Below are 17934 nucleotides of genomic sequence, written 5' to 3'. Positions count from 1 at the left end.
AAATGGTCAAGGAGCCGGCCGGGGACGGCGGAGGGTCAGCGGCTGCCGGTGCCGCCGGCCTGCGAAGCCCCGGTACCCGTACCGCCGTTGCCGGTGCCGCCGCCGCGTCCGCCGAAGCCGCCGAAGCCGCCCGCCGCCCCCTCGGTGAGCTGGGTGGCGGTGTAGGAACCGTCCGAGCCCTTCTGGCCCAGCACGGTGACGGTCTGTCCGGGCTGCAGGTCGCCGATCTTGCCCTCCTTGTTGAGGGTGACCTTGGTGCTGTCGGCGGTGGTGACCTTGACGGTGTTGCCGGAGGCGTCGGTCAGGTAGACGGTCGTGCCGTCCACCGAGGCGACGGTGCCGCGGGTGAAGCCGGCGCCCTGGCCACCCGGCGCGTTGCCGCCGGCCGCGTTCCCGCCGCCGTTCCCGGCCCGGCCGCCGTAGCCGCCCGCACCGCCGCCGTAGCCGCCGAAGCCGCCCGGCCCGGCGCCCTGACGGCCGGCCGCCGCCTGTCGGCCGGCGCCGTTGCCGTCGCCCTTGGCGTACCAGGCGCCACCGGCGAAGGCGGCGGTGGCTATCACCGCGCCGGCCAGCACCAGGGTGGGCCAGGGCAGGCGGGGGCGGGGCGGGGCGGCGAGTTCCGCGGCGATGTCGCGGGCGTCGGGCGCGGTGTTCAGCAGCTCGGTCGCCTCGACCGGGCCGAGGGCGCGGCCGGGCTCGTTCTCGCTGGTCATGTCGGATGCTCCTGGGTCACTCGTGGCGGAGGGCTTCGATCGGGCGCAGCGAGGCGGCCCGGCTGGCGGGGTAGCTGCCGAAGAACAGTCCGATGGCGACGGCGATGCCGAAGGCGCCGAGGACGGACTCCGGGATGACCACCGGCTCGATGCCGACGATCGTGAAGTGCGAGCCGATCAGGCCGGCGGCGACGCCGAGGCCGGCGCCGGTCACCGAGAGCAGGGTGGACTCGGTGAGGAACTGGCCGAGGATGACCCCGCGCGGGGCGCCGAGCGCCTTGCGGATGCCGATCTCCCTCGTCCGCTCGGTGACGGTCACCAGCATGATGTTGGTGATGCCGATGCCGCCGACCAGCAGCGAGATCGCCGCCACCGCGCCGAGCAGCACGGTGAAGGTCTTGGTGGTGGACTCCCGGGCGGTGAGCAGCGAGGTCTGGCTGCTGATCCGGAAGTCGACCTTGGTCACGTCGGTGATGGCGTGGGTGCCCATCAGGATCCGGGTGATGTCGCTCTGCGCCTCGGTGGTGGCCTCGGCGGAGGCGGCCTGCACCATGATCTGGTTGACCGAGCCGAAGCCGGTGAAGGCGTTCTGCACGGTGGGCAGCGGGGCGATCACCACGTCGTCCGGGTCGTTGAAGCCGGTGGAGCCCTTCGGGGTGAGCACGCCGACCACGGTGAACGGGGTGCCGCCGATGGTGATCCGCTTGCCGACCGGCTCCTCGGTGTCGAAGAGCTGCTTGGCGGTGGTGGCGCCGATCACGGCCACCTTGCGGGAGTTGAGGACGTCGTCGTTGGAGAAGTAGTCGCCGTCCTTGACCTTCTGGTTGGCCGTCTCGAAGTACGCCGGGTAGGTGCCGACGATCGAGCCCGGCTGGTACGAGATGTTCCCGTACAGCGCGGTGCCGGTGGTGGTGACGACCGGTGCCACCGACTTGATGGACGTGCTGTCGGCGTCGGTGGCGAGCGCCTTGGCATCGGCCACGGTGAGCGCCTTGGCGGCCGTGGCGGACCCGCGGCCGGCGTTGGAGGAGACGGTCAGCGCGTTGGTGCCCAGCGAGGTGATGGACGCCTTCACCGCCTCCGAGGAGCCGTTGCCGACCGCGAGCAGCAGGATCACCGAGGCGACGCCGATGAGCACGCCGAGCATGGTGAGGGCCGAGCGGACCTTGTTGGCGACCAGGCCGCCGACCGCGAAGCGGATCATCTGCCAGAAGATCATGCGGGCACCTCCGCGGCGAGGGCGGGCGGCGGCCCGTCCACCGGCGCGCGGCGGACGTCGTCCACGATCGCGCCGTCGACCAGCCTGAGCACCCGCTTGGCGTGCAGCGCGACCTCGTCCTCGTGGGTGATCACCACGACGGTGCGGCCGGAGGCGTTCAGCCGGTCGATGATCGCCAGCACCTCGGCGGTGGAACGCGAGTCGAGGTTGCCGGTCGGCTCGTCGGCCAGCAGCATGGCGGGCGCGGTGACCAGGGCGCGGGCGACCGCGACGCGCTGCTGCTGGCCGCCGGAGAGCTCGTTGGGCTTGTGCCCGGCGCGGTCGGCGAGGCCGACCAGCTCCAGCGCGGCCAGGGCCCGGCGGCGCCGTTCGGCGGCCCGCACCCCGGCGTAGGCGAGCGGCAGCTCGACCTGCGCCAGGGCGGTGGTGCGGGGCACCAGGTTGAACGACTGGAAGATGAAGCCGATCTTGCGGTTGCGGACCAGCGACAGCCGGCTCTCGTCGAGGTGGCCGACGTCGGTGCCGTCGAGCAGGTAGCGGCCGGAGGTGGGCACGTCCAGGCAGCCGAGGATGTTCATCAGGGTGGACTTGCCGGAGCCGGAGCTGCCCATCACCGCGACGTAGTCGCCCTCCTCGATGTCGAGGCTGACGCCCAGCGGCTCGCCGGTGCCCGGTGCCGACGGGCCGCGCAGCGCGTGCACGGCGGAGTCGCCCTGGCCGTACGACTTGGTCACCCGGCTGATCCGGATCACCGGGGGCTTGGTGGCGGCCATCAGCGGGTGCCGCCGCCGGTGCGGGTGCCGCCGGTGGTGCGGGCACCGCCGCCGAAGCCGCCGGCTCCGCCCGCGGCGCCGAGGCCGCCGGCCGCCCCGCCCGCGCCCGGGAAGGCACCGTTCGGGAAGCCGTTGCCGGTGGCGGCGGTGGTGGAGGTCAGTTCGACCTTGTCGCCCTCGGCGAGTCCCTCGACCACCTGGACGGTGGTGTCGCCCTCGATGCCGACGGTGACCGACACCCGCTCGGTGGAGCCGTCCTCGTGGACGAGGGTGGCGGTGCGGGAGCTGCCGGTGCCGGCCAGTGCGGCGGTGGGCACCGAGAGCGCGTTGTCGGCCTCGCCGACGGTGACCGAGATGGTCGCGCTCAGACCGGTGCGCAGCTTGCCGGTGTCGCTGGTGATCTGCAGCACCGCACCGTACTGGACGGCGCTGCTGCCGTTGCCGCCGGAGGAGCTGGGCAGCGAGCTGACGGACAGCACGGTGGCGTTCAGCTTGGTGTCGGACTGCGCGTTGAGGGTGACGGTGGCGGACTCGCCCTTCTTGAGCTTGAGCGAGTCGAGCTCGGAGAAGTTGGCGGTCACCTGCATGCCGCTCGGGTTGGTCAGCACCACGAAGCCGGTGGGGGTGGTGGAGGAGGACGTGCTGCTGCCCGTGCCCGTGCCCGTGCCGCTGCTCTTGCTGCCGGTGCCCGAGGCGCCGCTGCCGGAGGAGCCACCGGTGCCGCTCACGGTGTCGCCGACCTTGCCGGCGACCGAGGCGACCGTGCCGTCCGCGGTGGCCTTGAGGGTGGTGCCGGCGAGGGCCGTCTCGGCGTTGGTGAGGGCCGTCTCGGCGGAGTCCACCTGCTGCTGGGCCTGGGCGACCTGGGCGGCGTCGACCTTGGTGGTGGTCGTGGTGGTCGGCGTCTGCGGGGCGCTGGTGCCGCCGCGGCCGCCGGTGGTGCCGGCGGTCGAACCGCCGGAGCCGCCGGTCGTGGTGGTGACGGTCTCGCCGGCCTTGGCCTTGGTGAGGTTGGCCTTGGCCGTGGACAGGGCGGACTCGGCGGCGTCGACGTCCTGCTGGGCGGCGGTGGTGTCGACGGTGGCCAGCACCTGGCCCTTGGTCACGGTGTCGCCGACGGCGACCTTGACCGAGGTGAGCTTGCCGCCGGTGACGAAGTCCTGCCCGGTGTCGGAGGGCGAGGAGAGCGTGCCGGAACCGGACACGGTGGCCAGGACCGTGCCCTTGGCGACCGTGGCGGTCCGCACCCGCGTGCCGCTCGCGGCGGAGCTGGTTCCGGAGTCCACGGTGGTGTACGCCAGCGCGGCCCCGCCGAGCAGGGCCACACCGAGCGCGGAGTTGACGAGGACGGCACGGCGCCGTCGCGGGAGCACCTTCATGGCGGACAGCTTCGCCCCGTGCTCTTTCCGGTTGCTGGCGCCTTCCTGGGAACCACCTGGAACCGTCAATCCGGACAATCCACGCACATCACGGCGCCAGGGTGGCTCTCTCTACTCCTTGGGGATGAAGCGTTGATCCGCCTCCCAGGAAGTTCCCAGTCTTTACGTCCGAGCTTCTGAACTTGCCGGGGTGCCGGAGGGCCCGGACGGGGGCATGCGGCGGGCCCGCCGCCGTCGCCGGCAGCGGGCCCGTCGGGGAGCCTCGGGGAGACCCGGACTCAGAGCTCCTTGCGGAAGGCCTCCGCGGTCGCCAGGAAGATGTCGTTGCCGGCCGTCTCGCCGATCGACACCCGGACGCCCTCGCCGGGGAACGGGCGGACGACCACGCCGGCGGCCGCGCAGGCGGCGGCGAAGTCGACGGTGCGCTCGCCGAGCCGCAGCCAGACGAAGTTGGCCTGCGAGTCGACGACCGTCCAGCCCTGGGCGCGCAGCCCGGCCAGCACCCGGCTGCGCTCGGCGACCAGCGACTCGACCCGCTCCAGCAGCGCCTCCTCGGCGCGCAGCGAGGCGACCGCGGCGTCCTGGGCGAGCTGGCTGACGCCGAACGGCACCGCGGTCTTGCGCAGCGCGGTGGCCACCGGCTCGTGGGCGACCGCGAAGCCGACCCGCAGGCCGGCCAGGCCGTAGGCCTTGGAGAAGGTGCGGAGCACGCAGACGTTCGGCCGGTCGCGGTAGACGTCGATGCCGTTGGGCACCTCGGCGTCGCGGATGAACTCGATGTAGGCCTCGTCGACCACGACCAGGATGTGGCCGGGCACGGCGTCGAGGAAGCGCTCCAGCTCGGCGCGGTGGATCACGGCGCCGGTCGGGTTGTTGGGGTTGCAGACGAAGATCAGCCGGGTGCGGTCGGTGATCGCGGCGAGCATGGCGTCGAGGTCGTGCTCCTCGTCCGCGGTCAGCGGCACGGGCACGGGGGTGGCGCCGGCCACCTGGGTGATGATCGGGTACGCCTCGAAGGAGCGCCAGGCGAAGATCACCTCTTCGCCGGGGCCGGCGGTGGCGAGCACCAGGGACTGGGCGACGCCGACCGAGCCGGTGCCGGTGGCGATGTGCTCGACCGGGACGCCGAAGCGGGCGGCGAGCTCCTCGGTGAGGCCGGTGACGGCCATGTCCGGGTAGCGGTTGAACGAGCCCGCGGCGGCGGTGGCCGCCTCCAGCACGCCGGGCAGCGGCGGGTAGGGGTTCTCGTTCGAGGACAGCTTGTACGCGTCGGCACCGGCCGGCTTGCCCGGCTTGTAGGTGGGGATGCCGTCCAGGGTCGGCCTCAGCCGGGGCCCCTGCGCTGCGGTACCGCTCACGGTCGTTCTCCTTCTGTGCTGTCTTGGGCGCGCGTGCCGGGCCGCGCACACCGGGTTCGCCGGTCCCGCGCCGCCCCTCGCCACACACCCGCGCCACCCCGGTCGGGTGCCCCGCACGATACCGGCCGGGCTCACCCATGCGGGTGAGATGCCCGATCGGGTTACGGGTGCAGATCAGCCATTCTGCCGCGTTCCCACGGCACATGTCAGAGGTAACAGGCCCGGATCGGAGCGGGTATCGAAGGGTGTGATCCGTTCCGACTCTTGGAGAAACGTATCTTCAGACCGGTGGCCGGGGCCGGTCACAGCCTGCTGTCATGCGCCATACGATCGGTCCGCCATGACAGCAGCAGCCAACCAGAGCGGACGGCGGTCCACCTCGCGGCGCCTGGAGCGGGCCGGCATCCGGGACGTCGCGGCGGCGGCCGGAGTGTCGATCACCACGGTCTCCGACGCCCTCAACGGGAAGGGCCGCCTGCCCGAGGAGACCAGAAGCAGGGTGCGCGAGGTCGCCGAGCGCCTGGGCTACCGCCCCTCCGCGGCCGCCCGCACCCTGCGCACCGGCCGCTCGGGCCTGATCGGCCTCACCGTGACCACCTACGGCGAGGAGCCGTTCACCTTCACCGAGTTCGCCTACTTCGCGGAGATGGCGCGGGCCGCCACCAGCGCGGCGCTCGGCCGCGGCTTCGCCCTGGTCGTGCTCCCCGCCTCGTCCCGGCACGACGTCTGGAGCAACATCGCCCTGGACGGCACGGTGGTCATCGACCCGCCCGACCAGGACCCGCTGGTGACCGAGCTCTACCGGTCCGGCGTGCCCGTCGTCAGCGACGGCAAGCCGGGCAACTGCCCGGTCACCGCCTGGGTCGACAACGACCACGAGGCCGCCGTGCTGGACATCCTGGACCACCTGTCGGAGGCCGGCGCCCGCCGGATCGGCCTGCTCACCGGCACCAGCACCGACACCTACACCCGGCTCTCCACCGAGGCGTACCTCGGCTGGTGCCGGCGGGTCGGCCAGGAGCCGGTCTACGAGGCCTACCCGGCGCACGACCCGGCGGCCGGCGCCGTGGCGGCCGACCGGCTGCTCGCCCGGCCGGACCGGCCGGACGCGGTCTACGGCCTCTTCGACCCGAACGGCACCGACCTGCTGGCGGCCGCCCGCCGGTACGGCCTCCGCGTCCCGGACGACCTGCTGCTGGTCTGCTGCAGCGAGAGCGACGTGTACGCGGGCACCGAGCCGCCGATCACCACCCTCTCGCTCAAGCCGCGCAAGATCGGCACCACCGTGGTCAACCTGCTGATCGACGCCATCGAGGGAGTCGACGCCGGCTCGTCCGGCGGGCAACGCGCCGAGGGGGCGCGGCTCTTCCCGCCGCGCTTCCGCACCGCGGGGACGGGCCCGCCGCCGGGCACCCTGATGCCGACGGAGCTGATCGTCCGGGCCTCCTCGCAGCGGCGCAGCCCCCGCAGGACGGTCAGTCCGCCCCGTTCACCGGGCGGGGGCTGAGCTCCGGCACGGTCCTCGCCGCGCCGGGCCGGGCCCGGGCCGGCCCGCCCCTGCGCGAGGTCCAGACCATCCCAGACCGGGTCGGACCGGGCCGTCCGGCCCGGCCCGGTGACGCTCCGAAGGATTGGATGCCCACCAGGTGAGGACGCCGGGAGAGTGGTCTTCCTATGATGGTCGAATGACACCCGAGGACCGCTTCCCCGGGCCTGAAACGCCCCACTCAGGCCCCCGCCACCACCAGGACCTCGACGTGCTCCCGTACGGCTCCTACTACGAACCCGCCGAGCCGCCGGCCGGCTACGGCTACGACGAGACCTACAGCGGCTACGGCGGCGCGCACTACCTCGAGCAGCACTGGCACGCCCCGGCCCACCACGGTGTGCACCCGGGCGGCCACGACGCCACCGTGCAGCTCGGCACCCTGCACCGGACGGGCCACGAGCAGGCCGTCCACGAGCCGGCCGGCCACGAGCAGGCGCCGCACGAGCCGGCCGTCCACGAGCAGCCGCCGATGGCCGCCGCGACCGGCGACGACCCGCCGACCATCGAGCTCGGTCCCCCGCTGACCGAGCAGCCGGTGAACTTCCCGTACCCGCAGCCCGAACCCGGCGAGGCGCCCGGCCCGCTGTACGTGATCGGCGACGTGCACGGCTACCTCGACGAACTGCTCGCCGCCCTCCGCCAGGCCTCGCTGATCGACGCGGACGGCCACTGGGCGGCCGGCCGCTCCCGGGTGTGGTTCCTCGGCGACTTCACCGACCGCGGCCCCGACGGCATCGGCGTGATCGAGCTCGTCATGCAGCTCGCCGCGGAGGCCGCCGCGGCCGGCGGCTACTGCCGGGCCCTGATGGGCAATCACGAACTGCTCTTCCTCGGCGCCGCCAAGTACGGCGACGAGCCCGTCCAGTCCACCGCGGGCACCGCCTCCTTCCTCGCCGCCTGGCGCCTCAACGGCGGCCAGCAGCACGACCTCGACCGGCTGGAGTCGCACCACATCAGCTGGCTCTCCCGGCTGCCCGCGATGGCGCTGGAGGACGGCCACCTGCTGCTGCACTCCGACACCACCGCCTACCTGGAGTACGGCGAGTCGATCGCCGAGGTCAACGACGCCGTCCACGACCTGCTCGCGGACGAGGGCGCCGACGAGTGGTGGGACTGCTTCCGCCGCTTCACCAAGCGGTTCGCCTTCCGCGGCGAGAACGGCCCGGACGCCGTCCACGAGCTGCTCGGCGCCTACGGCGGCTACCGCGTGGTGCACGGCCACAGCCCGATCCCGTACCTCACCGGAGCGGTGCACGCCGACGACGGCGCGCCGCCGCACGTCCCCGGCCCGTACATCTACGCGGACGAGCTGGCCGTCGCCATGGACGGCGGGGTCACCATGGAGGGCCGCCTGCTGATCGCCCGGCTGCCGGTGAACTGAACGGGCGGCGACTGAACTCCGCCGCACTTTCCTGACACCGCGTCGGCGGAAGCTGACGGAGCGTCGACGAGCGGCCCGGAACGTCCGCCCCGGGCGCTGAAAATCCGGAAAGCGACTGTCTGAGCCTCGGTGGTCACCCCTACCATCGAGGCACCACGCAGCCGCCCGCCCGCCACCGGGCCGCCGCGTCGCACCAGTCCACCTCCGTGAATCAGCGGAACGGGGTCCCCATGACCGACGCCCCGCACCTGCTCGCCGAGGACCGCCCGGACTACGAGCGCATCCTCGACGAAGCACTGCGCGACGCAACCATCCTCGAAGCACTGCGCGACACCGAACCCCATCTCAACACCGAGCAGCTGCGCACCAAGGCGATGCTCAACGCGGAGACGGTGGCCTCGGCCGCCGCACCCGAGTACCGCCACTACCTCGGGCTGCGCGCGGACCTCGGACGCACACCCGCACCCGCACCCGCCCACGGGGGCGGCGGACTCGGCGGCGAGCTCTCCGGCCGGCTGCGCTCCGAGGAGGGCGCCGGGCTGTTCCCGGTGCTCACCGTGCTCGCCCCGATCCTGTCCTGGTCCGCCGCCGCCCTGCTGCTCGCCATCGGGTACGCGCTGCGGGCCGCCCGGCCGGCCCTGCCGCTCGGCCGCAGCGTGGTCACCGCCGGCTGGGCCGCCATCGCGGTCGGCACCGCCGCCATGGCCGTCGGCATCGTCGGCCTGCTGCTCACCGCGCTGCGGGACGGCTCCGCGAACCCGGCCGGGCAGGACCCGAACCTCGCCGCGGACGTCGCCGAGGCCCGCCGGGCCTGGCACACCGCCCTGCGCGAGCGCGCGCTGCTCCCCTACCTGCACGACAACCTCGGCTCCACCCCGGCGCTGTCCCCGCAGCCCGCCGGCCGGCCGGTGCCGCCCGACCTCCTCAGCCCCGGCTACAGCCGGCCCGGGTACAGCAGCGCCGGATTCACCAGCCCCGGCGTCGAGGGGCTCACCGACCAGGAGGGACGCGAGCCGCGGACGGCCGAGTTCACCAGCCCCGGCTACACCCCGCCCGGCTTCACCGGGCCCGACGAGGTCTCCGACTGAGCCGGCGGCGGAGGCGGGGTCCCGACCCGGGACGCACCCGCCGCACCCGCCGTGCCCCCCGCACCCGCAGCTCCGTCACCCCGCCGTCCCCGCCGTCACCCGGACGGGCGGCCGGGCTGGGCCGAGCGGCGCACACCACCCGTGGCACCGGCCCCCGGACGGGCGCGCGGGCCCATCATCCCCGGCATGAGGACCTCCCGGCGGACGGCACGGACCGCGACGGTGGCCGCCGCCGCGCTGGTGATCACCGCGCTCCTCCTGCCCGGCGACGGCGTGCACCGCGGCAGCCTGCGGACGGCCCGCCACACGGCCGCGGACGACCCCGCCGGGGCGGCGTCCACGGGCCTCGGAGTGCTCCCCGAACCGGTGCCCGCCGGTCCCGTACCGCGCTGCCCCTCGCTCGCCGTGGCCGGCCACCGCGGTGCCCCGGAGGCCGCCCCGGAGAACACCATGGCCGCCTTCCGGGCCGCCCTCGCGGGCGGGGCGGACTGGCTGGAGACCGACGTGCGGACCACCCGCGACGGCGTGCCGGTGCTGATGCACGACGACACCGTCGACCGGGTCACCGACGGCCACGGCCGGGTGGCCGACCTGACGGCCGGCCAGATCGCCGCCCTGCACGTCACCGCCGGCCCCGGCCCCGCGCAGCCCGTCCCGACCCTCGACCGGCTGCTCCGCGAGCTGTCCGGCGCCCGGACGCGACTGCTCATGGAGATCAAGGAGCAGGACAGCCCGGGGAACGCGGCCCGGGCCGCCCGCGCCGCCGCGGCCAGCGGCGCCGACGTGGTGCTGTACTCCTTCCACCCCGCGATGCTGCGGGCGGCCCACGCGGCGGCCCCCGGCCTGCCGGTCGTCCTCGTCCAGGGCGCGGCCGACGCCGAGGACCCGGGCGGGCTGCGGCTTTCCGGCATCGCCCTCGAAGAGGCCCTCGCCACCCCGGAACGGATCGCCCGCGAGCACGCCGCGGGCCGGCAGGTCTACGTGTGGACGCCCGACCGGGAGGCCGACTGGCGGACGGCGGCCGACCGGCACGCCGACGCCCTGATCACCGACGTGCCTGCGGCCGCCCGCGCGTGGACCGACACCCACTGCCCGCCGCTGCTCCGGGGTGCGGCCGGGAACCGCCGGACGGTGTCAGCGCAGGATGCCGGCCTGCCGGGCGGCGACGAGCCAGGACGGGAACTCGGTGAGCAGCCGGTCGTAGAGCTCCGGGTCCGAGATCAGGTCGATGTCGTCCACGGCGAAGAAGCCGACGTTGTCCACCCGGCGACCGGGCAGCGTGTCGAAGCGTTCCAGCACCCCGTAGTCGGCCTGCCCCAGGCCGACGAACTGCCAGAAGACCGGCTCCTCCACGGCCGCCCGCAGCTCCTGCTCGATGGCCGCGTTCCGGTAGACGCCGCCGTCGGAGAAGAACAGCACCAGCGTCGGGTCCGCCACCGGATGCGCCCGGACGTGCGCACGGACCTCGGCGATGACCTTCTGCTCCTCGTTCTGGATGCCGACGAACCGCATGTCGACCTGGCCCGGCGGCAGACCGCGCCGCGGCTTCTTCGGGCGCCCGAACAGGGTCAGCTCGCCGACCCGGACGTGCGCCGGGATCCACTCCGGCAGCTCGGCGAGGTGCAGGTCCGGCAGGCGGGCCGGGTGGGTGGCGAAGGTCCACGCGTGCATCCGGCCGTCCTCGGCCAGCTGCGCGGCGACCGCGGCCATCCGCTCGACCACCCCGGCGACCGTGCCGCGGCGGTACAGGCCGGACATCGACCCTGAGGCGTCCAGCACCAGCACCACCCGGGCCCGGACGCCGACCGCGCCGTGCTTCTCCAGGCTCACCGCCACCTGCTGCTTGCGCAGCGAGAGCCGCTTGCGGATGTCCACCGGCAGCGCCTGCTCCGCCTGCGGTGCCGCCGGGGGCCGCTCCTGCTGCGCGGGCCGGTACGGCGGCACGGGAGGTGCCGGGGCCGGCGGTACCGGCGCGGGCATCGGCGGCACGGGCGGCTGTGCGGCTGCGGGAGGTGCCACGGCCGTCCGCGGCTCGACGGCTCCGTGGTCGGCGGTGAGGCCGGCCCAGCCGGTGGCCCAGCCCTGGCCCACCGCGCGGAACTTCCACTGGCCCGACCGGCGGTAGAGCTCGCCGCCGACGACCGCCGTCTCCCGGCCCGCGGCGATCGGGAAGTGCGCCAGCGGCGCGCCCGTCCGGCCGTCCGTCAGCAGCAGCTCCAGGTCGGCCAGTTGCCCGAGGTACCCGTCGTCGACGGTGACGCAGAGCAGGATCCGCTCGACCTCCGGCGCGAGGGCGGCGAGGTCGGCGTCCACCGTGCGGGCACCGCCCTGCCGGACCCGGCCCGAGGGGTCGGCCGGATTGGCCCCGCCGACCGCGGCACCGTCCCCGAGGGCCCGGCCGTCGGCGCCCAGCTGGACCGCCCAGACCCGGGCCACCGGCCCGTCCGGCGCGTGCGCCCAGGAGAACGCGGCCCGTACCTCCGGCACCCCGACCACCACGTTGGCGCCCTTGCCCAGCGAACTCGACGTCATCCCGCCAGTCTGCCAACCGGGCCGGGGCAACGGCAGCCCCACCGCGTCCCACCGTGGACGTTCCGCGGGTCGCGCGCCGGATATCACGGGGAATTTGCCGCTGTCCATCACGCACCGGAATGGCTTGACTACGGATCGGGGCGGGCGGTTGGATGTCGCACGTTGCCATCGGCGGGGAATTCGCCGGTATTCGGTCTGCGCCGAGGGGGAGTCGTGCATGAATTCGCCGGGACCGGTCGAATATTTCTCCGCGCTGCCGGTGCGCGGCCTTTTATGACCGTTTCCGATCGCCGCACGGACCGCGGAGCACGGGCGTGACCGCACCCCGCCCCGCGGGCGGCGCCGCACTGCCCGCCGTGGTGCGGACGGACGCCGCCGGGCGGCTGGCCACCGCGCTCGCCGGCACCCCGGACGGGCGCCCCTCGGGCACCCTGACCGTGCTGGGCGACCCCGGCGGGGTGTTCCACCTCGCCTCCGGGGTCGTCACCGCGGTCGACTCCCCCGGCGCCCCGGACGTCGCCACCCTGCTGCTGCGCTCCGGCCGGGTGAGCACCGACGACTGGGAGGCCGCCTGCCGCGCGGGCGCCGCCGCCGACCGGACCGGCGCCGAACTCGTCTCCCGGGACCTGCTCGGCGCGGCCGAACTCCAGCTGATGTGCACGATGGCCGCCCTGGACGGCGCCTTCGCGGTGGCCGCCGGACGGGTCGACGGCTGCACCCTGGCCTGTGGCCCGACCCGGCACCACCTGCCCGCCCCGCAGGGCGTGGACCCGGAGTGGCTGCTGCACGAGACGGACCGCAGGCTCCGCGCGCTCGCCGCACTCCGCCCTCCGCTCTGCCCGCTGCGCGACCGGATCGGCCCGGCCACCGGGACGCACCGGGAGCCGGGCGGCGGACCGGCCGGCCGCCTCACCGGCGAGCGCCGGGAGATCCTGCGCTGCGCGGACGGTCGGCGCAGCGCGCGGGACATCGCCTTCCGGCTCGGCCGCGGCCTGTACGCGGTCACCGTGGAGGTCTCCCGGCTGCTGGCCGAGGGCCTGGTGGAGGTCGTTCCGCCCGCCCCGCCGGCGTCCGGCCCGCTGCCCGCGCCGGACGGGCGGCCCGGGGTGACCGCGGCCCGCCGCCCGCCGGACCCCGTGCCGGTGCACCAGCCGGCGGGGCGGCTGCCCGTCCGCCGGCGGGGTGCCAGCGGCATCAACGACGTCCTCGCGTGGCGGTCGGCCGCCGGGCGCCACCGGCGCGCCCGCGATTCCTGACCGGCCCGCCGCGACCGCCGGACATTCGTCCGCGATTCCCGCCCGTCGGCGGGCGGGTTCGGCATGCCCGAGAAATCCGTCCGGCGCCGGCCGGTGAATTCCCAGAACAGGAGAGATGTGAGCAGCGAGAACGGCGAATTGCTCGCCGAAATGCGCGCGCTGCGCGACCGGGTCGCGGGCGTCACCGACCTCGCGGTGGCCGCGGTCGACGGCCTGCTGGTCGCCGCGGACACCGAGGAGGGCATCGACAGCGAGAGCCTGGCCGCGCTCGCCGCCGCGGCGCTCGGCCTGGCCCGCCGGGCGGGGCAGTCCACCGGCAAGGGGCTGCTGCACCGGACGGTGGCGCAGTTCAGCCACGGCTACGTGGTGGTCCAGCCGATCGGCCGGATGGGCCTGATGACCGTCCTCGGCGACTCCGGGATGGACATCGCCCGGCTGCACACCGAGTCGCAGGCCGCCGCCGACCGGATGGACCGTCTGCTGACCGCGCCGCGGTCCTGACGCGGCGTCCCGTCCGGCCGCCACCGCACCACCCGACCACGAGAAGGAGCACCGTGAGCACACCGCAGGGATTCCAGAGCATGTCCGACCGGGTGAACGCCCTGGTCAAGGGCCTCCGCACGGAGGTACCCGAGTGCCTGGCCTCGGGGATCATCGACATGTCCACCGGCATGCTGCTGTCCGTCGAGACGGTCGACTCGCACCCGCCGGAGGTCCTCGACATGCTGGCCGCCGCCACCCTCGACCTCTTCCAGGGCCGCAACGTGGTGATGATCGAGGGCATCTTCAAGGAGCGGCGCGGTGTGGTGAGCGACCGCCACTACTTCCAGGAGATCCTGGTCAACAGCGACAACCTGGCGCACCTCTTCCTCCGGGTGGACAGCGCCGACGACATCGTCGCCGTGGTGGTCTGCCGCAACACCGTGAACGTCGGCATGCTCTTCGCGCAGTCCCGCCGGGTGCTCAAGGACCACGGCCGGCTCTGATCCGGGTACGGGCCTGGCCGACACGTGCGCCGGGTCCGGGAATCCCCCGCCTCGGGGCCCGGACCCGGCGCAGCGGTCATGCGGCCGCGGTCATTCGGCAACGGTCACCGCGGCCGGGGCGGCGGCCGTCTCGGTCAGCAGCAGGACGGCGGACAGCAGGACGATCAGGGCGGCCGAGACGTGGACGCCCAGTGCCGTCGCGACCGAGCCGCCGTGGGTGACCACGGCGAGGGCGTCACCCAGCGGCACGATCGCGTCGATGAGGACGACCCAGCCGAGCACCCGGCGCTGCCCCAGCCCGAGCAGCAGGAACACGGTGCCGCCGAGGGCGAGGTCACGGAACCCCTTCACCACGTAGTAGCCGCCCGCGTTGCCCTGCGGCCAGGGGTCGATGCCGAAGCCGGGGGCCGCGCCCCCGGGGTTCAGCAGGAAGTTCAGCCCGAAGAACAGGACGGTGGCGCCGGTCAGCGCGGCCAGTGCGGTGGTGATGTGACGCCTGGTCATGGTTCCCCCTACGAAGTGCCCTAGCGATGCTAGATCTTGGATCGATGCTAGACATAGCGAAGCTCAGATGTCTAGCGATGCTAGGATCGAGGCGTGGCAGCACCACGGCGCCGGGAGCGCGGACGAGCGGAACGGCACCGGCTCATCGTCACGGCGGCCCGCGAACTCGCCGAGGCGGAGGGCTGGGGTGCCGTCACCACCCGCCGCCTCGCCGAGCGGGTCGAGTACAGCCAGCCGGTGCTCTACAGCCACTTCACGGGCAAGGACGCGATCGTCGCGGCCGTGGCCGACGAGGGCTTCGAAGACCTGGCCACCGCCCTGCACCGTGCCCGGGCAGGCCACCGGAACGCCCGCACGGGGCTGCGGGCCCTCGCCGACGCGTACCTGGAGTTCGCCCGGGCCGGGCCCGCGGTCTACGCCGCCATGTTCACGCGCGGGACGGGCCCCGCGCTCGGCACCGCGGCGACGCCGGCCCCGCTGAAGGCCGTCTTCGGCGAGCTCCACGACGCGGTGGAACCCCTGGCCACCGCCCGCGGCGCCGACCCGGAGGCCTGCACCGAACTCCTCTGGAGCGCCCTGCACGGCCTGGCCACCCTCACCGAGGGCAGCCGCCTCCGCCCCGCGGCCCACCGCGCCCGGCTCGACCTGCTGGTCGGCCTCGTCACGGCAGGCGCCTGAACACGGGCGCGCCGCCGCGCCCGACGGCGGGTCAGAACACCGTCCGCTCCACCGGGATCCAGAGCTGACTGGTCGCCTCGGACCGGTCGGCCGTCGGCCGGGTGCGGAGGATCTCCGGGCCCGGCCGGGTGGCGTACGGATTGGACGGGAACCACTCGGTGAAGACGTCCCGCCAGAGGTACTGCAGGGACCGGGGGTAGGGGCCGGTGTTCTCGAAGACGGCCCAGGTGCCGGCCGGGACGGTGAGGACGTCGAGGTCCTCGGGGGCGTCGGCGCCGGTCACGACCGCGTGGTGGTAGTCCAGCAGGACGCCCTCCTCCCGACTGTCGGAGAGGTGCACGACCGCGGAGACGATGCCCTCGGGCTCCTGGTCGGACAGGTCGGCGATGCGCTGCACGGTCTCCGGCGGGATGCCCCGGACCATCTCGGCGATGTGCGGGTTGACGCCCTCGTGGATCAGGGGGACGCGGGCCTTGCGGCCGACGACCTTGAACTCGGGCTTCTCGACGATCCGGTACTTCATGGTGGTGCTCCCTTCGACGACGAGCCGGAAGGACATCCGGGGCTGGGAGTTCAGGGCCGCGCCCGTCCGCCGGGCCTCGCCCGGGCCGACGCCGTGCATCGCCCGGAACGCCCGCGCGAACGCCTCGGCCGATCCGTAGCCGTGGCGCACGGCGATCTCCAGCAGGGTCCGTTCGCCCGCGAGCACCTCGGCCCCCGCGACGGTGAGCCGCCGGCGCCGGACGTACTCCGACAGCGGGATCCCGGCGAGCGCGGAGAACATCCGCCGCAGGTGGAACTCGGACGTCCACGCGATGCGGGCCAGCTCGGCCGCCTCGATCCGCTGGTCGAGGTGGTCCTCGATGTGGGCCATGACCTGGTTCAGCCGGTCCAGCACTCCGGTCTCCTTCCCTTGCGACCACCACCGTAGGAAGGCCGGAGCCCGCCCGACCCGACTTTCCGTGCCCGTTCCGGTCGGGTGGGACGGGACGGGCACGGAAGGCCGGGTCGGGCGGGCACGGCGGAGCGCTGCCCCGGGAAGCCCCCTCCACCTCCCGGAGCAGCGCGGTCGGTACCGGTCTCAGTCCGCCAGCGGCAGGTAGACCCGGTTGCCCTGGGCGGCGAACTCCGCGGACTTCTCGGCCATGCCGGCCAGCGCCTCGGCGTCGTAGCCGGAGGCGACCGCGGTGGAGCCGTCGCCGTGCTCGTCGCGGATCTCCTGACTGATCTTCATCGAGCAGGGATTCAGCACGAACCCAGCACGTTCCCCGGTACCCGACGTGCCGACGGCCGGCGTTCGCAGAACCCGCTGAGGAAAGGCCACGAAAGAAGAACCCCAGCCGACGCACGGCTGGGGTTCCTCTGTGCGGAAGTACCGGTCAACTGGTCGAGTCGGGCCCGTTCCTACGTGCCGGCAGGCCGCACCCGATCGTGATCACCGCGGACCGGGGGTCAGCGCTTCAGGGTGAGGACGCCGGGCCGGTACGGCAGTCGGTCGTAGGGGCCGGTCGCGGTGGGGGACTTGCCCTGGTAGAGGAACTGCAGGTTGCAGGGGTCGATGGTCATGGTCTGGTCGGGGTTGTTGCGGACCAGGTCGCCGTGGCTGATGTCGTTGGTCCAGGTGGCGCCGCTGTTGGCCTTGCCGGCGAAGGGGTTGCTCTCGCTGGCGGCCTGCGGGATCCAGGAACCGTTCAGGCTGGAGGCCGTGAAGGAGCGGAAGTAGCGCTGCTCGTTCGCCCCCCGAGCCTCGACGATCATGAGGTACTGGTTCTGGTCCTTGACCTTGTAGACCTGCGGCGCCTCGAACAGGTTGTTCACCGTGTCACTCATGACGGTGGTGTACGACGAGCCGAAGTTGCCCGGGAAGTTCCCGATCGGCATGCTCGCCCGGTAGATGCTGCCGTTGTCACCGGCGAAGAACAGGTACATGTTCTCGCCGTCGGCGATCAGGGTCTGGTCGATCGGGCCGGTGCTGGACTTGGGGATGCTGCCGGTGAACAGCGGCTGCGGCGAGGACCAGCCGTTGGGGTTGGTCGGGTCGCTGGACGTGCGGTAGATGAACGGCCACTGGCCCCACTGGTAGGCGAGCACCCAGATGTTCTTGGGTGCGAAGTAGAACAGCGTGGGCGCCACCGCGGACTGGCTCATCCCGGTCTGGGCGGCGGACGCCATGTCGGACCAGTTGGTGAACGGGCTGAACATCATCGAGCCGTACGAGGAGCCGTTGACGTCCGACGCGTAGACCAGGTGCTTGCCGTTGTAGACCACGTTCGTGAAGTCCTTGACCGAGGCCCATCCGTTCTTCGGCTGCGCGAGCGCACCGGTCGAGGACCAGCGGTACGTCGACGGAAGGGCGCACGTGCCGCCCGGCGCGGGCGTGGTCGGGGTCGGAGCCGGGGTGGGCGACCCGGACGACCTGAAGGTCCAGTGCTGGTTGGCGCCGCTGGTGGAGTCCCAGATCTGGACGGCGGTGCCGTTGGCGGTCTGGTTGCCGGGGGTCTCCAGGACCCGTCCGCTG

General features: G+C 73.8%; 17 protein-coding genes and 1 pseudogene. 8 read left to right on the top strand and 10 right to left on the bottom strand.

Translation table 11 applies throughout. The features are described 5' to 3' along the window. Positions 1 to 35 precede the first annotated feature (35 nt). The 5 genes from ABZ641_RS02560 to hisC form a co-directional block, all read right to left on the bottom strand. The gene (locus ABZ641_RS02560; RefSeq protein WP_359978638.1) at positions 36 to 713 is read right to left on the bottom strand and encodes a DUF5666 domain-containing protein; all 678 of its coding nucleotides are present in this window, start codon (positions 711 to 713) and stop codon (positions 36 to 38) included. Positions 714 to 729: 16 nt separating this feature from the next. Further along, complete coding sequence (locus ABZ641_RS02555; RefSeq protein ID WP_359978636.1) at positions 730 to 1932, bottom strand: ABC transporter permease; 1203 nt, start codon at positions 1930 to 1932, stop codon at positions 730 to 732. Then, positions 1929 to 2705 carry an ABC transporter ATP-binding protein gene (locus tag ABZ641_RS02550; protein WP_344624346.1) on the bottom strand — a complete coding sequence of 259 codons (777 nt, stop codon included), beginning with the start codon at positions 2703 to 2705 and terminating at the stop codon, positions 1929 to 1931. The genes ABZ641_RS02555 and ABZ641_RS02550 overlap by 4 nt, the downstream gene beginning before the upstream one ends. Further along, on the bottom strand, positions 2705 to 4084 hold the full coding sequence (locus ABZ641_RS02545) for a biotin/lipoyl-binding protein (protein ID WP_359978633.1): 1380 nt from the start codon (positions 4082 to 4084) through the stop codon (positions 2705 to 2707). Before ABZ641_RS02545 ends, ABZ641_RS02550 begins: the two co-directional genes overlap by 1 nt. Before the next feature lie 278 nt (positions 4085 to 4362). Continuing rightward, entirely contained in the window at positions 4363 to 5442 is a 1080-nt protein-coding gene (hisC, locus tag ABZ641_RS02540; protein WP_344624344.1) for a histidinol-phosphate transaminase, read from the bottom strand. A 340-nt stretch (positions 5443 to 5782) separates the two neighbouring features. Here hisC and ABZ641_RS02535 point away from each other — a divergent pair, with 340 nt between their 5' ends. The 4 genes and pseudogenes from ABZ641_RS02535 to ABZ641_RS02520 all read left to right on the top strand — a co-directional run. Further along, the gene (locus ABZ641_RS02535; RefSeq protein WP_344624343.1) at positions 5783 to 6949 is read left to right on the top strand and encodes a LacI family DNA-binding transcriptional regulator; all 1167 of its coding nucleotides are present in this window, start codon (positions 5783 to 5785) and stop codon (positions 6947 to 6949) included. 178 nt (positions 6950 to 7127) lie between these two features. Continuing rightward, positions 7128 to 8372, top strand: coding sequence for a metallophosphoesterase (locus ABZ641_RS02530; RefSeq protein WP_344624342.1), 1245 nt, complete (start codon positions 7128 to 7130; stop codon positions 8370 to 8372). A gap of 230 nt (positions 8373 to 8602) precedes the next feature. Continuing rightward, positions 8603 to 9460, top strand: a complete 858-nt coding sequence (locus ABZ641_RS02525; RefSeq protein WP_344624341.1) for a hypothetical protein — start codon at positions 8603 to 8605, stop codon at positions 9458 to 9460. Between the two features lie 186 nt (positions 9461 to 9646). Then, positions 9647 to 10510: pseudogene (locus ABZ641_RS02520) on the top strand (glycerophosphodiester phosphodiesterase family protein); the annotation flags it as partial. An 84-nt stretch (positions 10511 to 10594) separates the two neighbouring features. On the opposite strand, the gene ABZ641_RS02515 reads toward ABZ641_RS02520, so the two are convergent. Beyond that, the gene (locus ABZ641_RS02515; RefSeq protein WP_359978629.1) at positions 10595 to 11992 is read right to left on the bottom strand and encodes a VWA domain-containing protein; all 1398 of its coding nucleotides are present in this window, start codon (positions 11990 to 11992) and stop codon (positions 10595 to 10597) included. Positions 11993 to 12306: 314 nt separating this feature from the next. Here ABZ641_RS02515 and ABZ641_RS02510 point away from each other — a divergent pair, with 314 nt between their 5' ends. The 3 genes from ABZ641_RS02510 (at position 12307) to ABZ641_RS02500 (ending at position 14234) form a co-directional block, all read left to right on the top strand. Beyond that, on the top strand, positions 12307 to 13248 hold the full coding sequence (locus ABZ641_RS02510) for a MarR family transcriptional regulator (RefSeq protein WP_359978626.1): 942 nt from the start codon (positions 12307 to 12309) through the stop codon (positions 13246 to 13248). A 117-nt stretch (positions 13249 to 13365) separates the two neighbouring features. Further along, positions 13366 to 13749 carry a roadblock/LC7 domain-containing protein gene (locus ABZ641_RS02505; RefSeq protein WP_344624338.1) on the top strand — a complete coding sequence of 128 codons (384 nt, stop codon included), beginning with the start codon at positions 13366 to 13368 and terminating at the stop codon, positions 13747 to 13749. An 80-nt stretch (positions 13750 to 13829) separates the two neighbouring features. Further along, entirely contained in the window at positions 13830 to 14234 is a 405-nt protein-coding gene (locus ABZ641_RS02500; RefSeq protein WP_344624403.1) for a hypothetical protein, read from the top strand. A gap of 90 nt (positions 14235 to 14324) precedes the next feature. Here the strand turns inward: ABZ641_RS02500 and ABZ641_RS02495 are convergent, their stop codons facing one another. After that, positions 14325 to 14738: a DUF4267 domain-containing protein gene (locus ABZ641_RS02495; RefSeq protein ID WP_359978623.1), complete on the bottom strand. Its 414-nt coding sequence runs from the start codon at positions 14736 to 14738 to the stop codon at positions 14325 to 14327. A gap of 93 nt (positions 14739 to 14831) precedes the next feature. Between ABZ641_RS02495 and ABZ641_RS02490 the strand changes: the two genes are divergently transcribed. Beyond that, positions 14832 to 15416 carry a TetR/AcrR family transcriptional regulator gene (locus tag ABZ641_RS02490; RefSeq protein ID WP_359978620.1) on the top strand — a complete coding sequence of 195 codons (585 nt, stop codon included), beginning with the start codon at positions 14832 to 14834 and terminating at the stop codon, positions 15414 to 15416. A gap of 31 nt (positions 15417 to 15447) precedes the next feature. On the opposite strand, the gene ABZ641_RS02485 is transcribed toward ABZ641_RS02490, so the two are convergent. The 3 genes from ABZ641_RS02485 to ABZ641_RS02475 all read right to left on the bottom strand — a co-directional run. Then, complete coding sequence (locus tag ABZ641_RS02485; RefSeq protein WP_344624335.1) at positions 15448 to 16314, bottom strand: AraC family transcriptional regulator; 867 nt, start codon at positions 16312 to 16314, stop codon at positions 15448 to 15450. A 183-nt stretch (positions 16315 to 16497) separates the two neighbouring features. After that, positions 16498 to 16650 (bottom strand): thiamine biosynthesis protein ThiC, encoded by a 153-nt coding sequence (locus tag ABZ641_RS02480; protein ID WP_359978666.1) that lies wholly within the window; start codon positions 16648 to 16650, stop codon positions 16498 to 16500. A gap of 218 nt (positions 16651 to 16868) precedes the next feature. Next, positions 16869 to 17934 (bottom strand): non-reducing end alpha-L-arabinofuranosidase family hydrolase (locus ABZ641_RS02475; protein WP_359978617.1); only part of this gene is annotated, 1066 nt, incomplete at its 5' end.

Source organism: Kitasatospora sp. NPDC007106 (assembly GCF_040634455.1).
In the GTDB taxonomy this organism is placed as follows: domain Bacteria; phylum Actinomycetota; class Actinomycetes; order Streptomycetales; family Streptomycetaceae; genus Kitasatospora; species Kitasatospora arboriphila.
Note: the sequence above shows the minus strand (reverse complement) of the source record. Positions and strands in the feature narration are given on the sequence as shown.